The following is a 1,602-nucleotide window of genomic DNA, read 5'->3' on the forward strand; positions in this document are numbered from 1 at the left end:
GTCGAACGCCTTATGCGCCGGGCCGGCCTGCGCGGAGTGATCCGGGCCAAGAGCCCGCGCACCACCCGCCCCGCTCCCGAGACCGACCGGCCTGCGCTCCGACGCCGACCTGATGATCTGGTGGCACGCGGGCACCTCCGACCAGCTCCAGGAGGCCTACAACCTTTTTCGCCGTACCCGGCTCGGCCGCGCCCTGGAACCGGTCTGGTCGAACATGGCCCTGCACCGCCCCGCCGAGTTCAACCGCTCCCACATCGCGGCGTTCCTTGCCGACGAGACCCCCCCGCGCCTACGTCAGCGTCTACCCTTTTGTGCGTTCCTACGACTGGTACCTGCTGCCCGACGAAGAGCGCCGCACGATGCTCGCTGACCACGGCAAGATGGCCCGCAGCTACCCGGACGTGCGCGCCAACACCGTCGCCTCCTTCTCCCTGGGCGACTACGAGTGGATCCTTGCCTTCGAGGCCGACGAGCTCCACCGCATCGTCGACCTCATGCGCCATCTGCGCGGCTCCGAGGCCCGCCGCCACGTCCGCGAGGAAATGCCCTTCTTCACCGGCCGCCGCAAGGACATCACCGGCCTCATCGCAGGCCTGGCATGACCACCCACACACGGAGCCGGGCGGACCGCGTGAGTCCCAAGGGCAGTGACTCGGGCCCTGAAAGGGGGAGCTGACAGGTCCGAATCCGGTGGATCGCGGCAAGAAAGTGCAGACAAGGCGTACGACAACCGCCACCTGCGCCAGGGGCTCCGCAGCCGAGGCATCACACCCCGCACAGCCCGCAAGGGCATCGAGTCCAGCGAACGACTCGGACGACACCGCTGGACCATCGAGCGCACCAACGCCCAACGGCGTGGCTTGTCGGCTGCCGCAGACTGCACCGCCGCTACGAACGCAAAGCCGAACACTTCCTGGCCTTCACCAGCATCGCCCGCACCCTCATCTGCTACCGCCTACTCACCAAATGAGACGATCTCTTACGCCCATCCGGACGATCCCGGCCTGCTGCCCGCCCTGATGCTGAATCATGCGGAGCTGGAACCCGGGCAGGCGCTGTTCCTCGGTGCAGGCATCGCGCACGCCCATCTGTCCGGCCTCGGCGTGGAGATCATGGCGAGTTCCGACAACGTCCTGCGCTGCGGGCTGACATCGAAGCACGTGGATGCGGCCGAGCTGCTGGAGATCGTCCATTTCACCGCGTTCCCTGTCCGAGCCGTCACCGCGCGGTGGGACGCGGAGACCGGGGAGCACGTGTACCCGGCCCCTGTCGACGACTTGAGACTCCCGCGGTTCGACCTCGTACGAACAGACGCGCCGCGCGCGCTCACGGCCGACGCGCCCCAGATCGTGCTCTGTGTCCGGGGTGAAGCGACCGTCACCTCGGAAAAGCGCTCGCTGGGGCTCGGCCCCGGCCGCGCTGTGTACGCTCCCGCAGGTGACACACTCCGGCTCGGCGGAGAGGGAAAGGTGTTCCGTGCTACGGCCGGACTCGCTCACACGACCCCTTACTGACTTCGGCCCGTTGGGGTGAACCTTCTCGAAGTCCCTGACGCGTTCGCCGTAATGGCTGTATTCCGTGGTGTGTGAGGTATGCGGATGG

At 67.6% G+C, this 1,602-nt stretch carries 1 protein-coding gene and 2 pseudogenes; all 3 read left to right on the forward strand.

Features of this window, described 5'->3' with window-relative positions; translation table 11 throughout:
- Positions 1–112: 112 nt before the first annotated feature.
- Positions 113–602: pseudogene (hemQ, locus tag ABZY11_RS44360) on the forward strand (hydrogen peroxide-dependent heme synthase).
- 108 nt (positions 603–710) lie between these two features.
- Positions 711–970: pseudogene (locus ABZY11_RS44365) on the forward strand (IS5/IS1182 family transposase); the annotation flags it as partial.
- A 49-nt stretch (positions 971–1,019) separates the two neighbouring features.
- Positions 1,020–1,514, forward strand: coding sequence for a hypothetical protein (locus ABZY11_RS44370; RefSeq protein ID WP_356484599.1), 495 nt, complete (start codon positions 1,020–1,022; stop codon positions 1,512–1,514).
- The last annotated feature ends 88 nt before the right edge of the window (positions 1,515–1,602 follow it).

Source organism: Streptomyces sp. NPDC006510 (assembly GCF_040611955.1).
Classification (GTDB): Bacteria; Actinomycetota; Actinomycetes; order Streptomycetales; family Streptomycetaceae; genus Streptomyces.

Excerpts from the sequence above, each read along its gene's own strand:
- ABZY11_RS44370 (WP_356484599.1), top strand. The coding sequence starts at position 1,020 with ATGCTGAATCATGCGGAGCTGGAACCCGGGCAGGCGCTGTTCCTCGGT.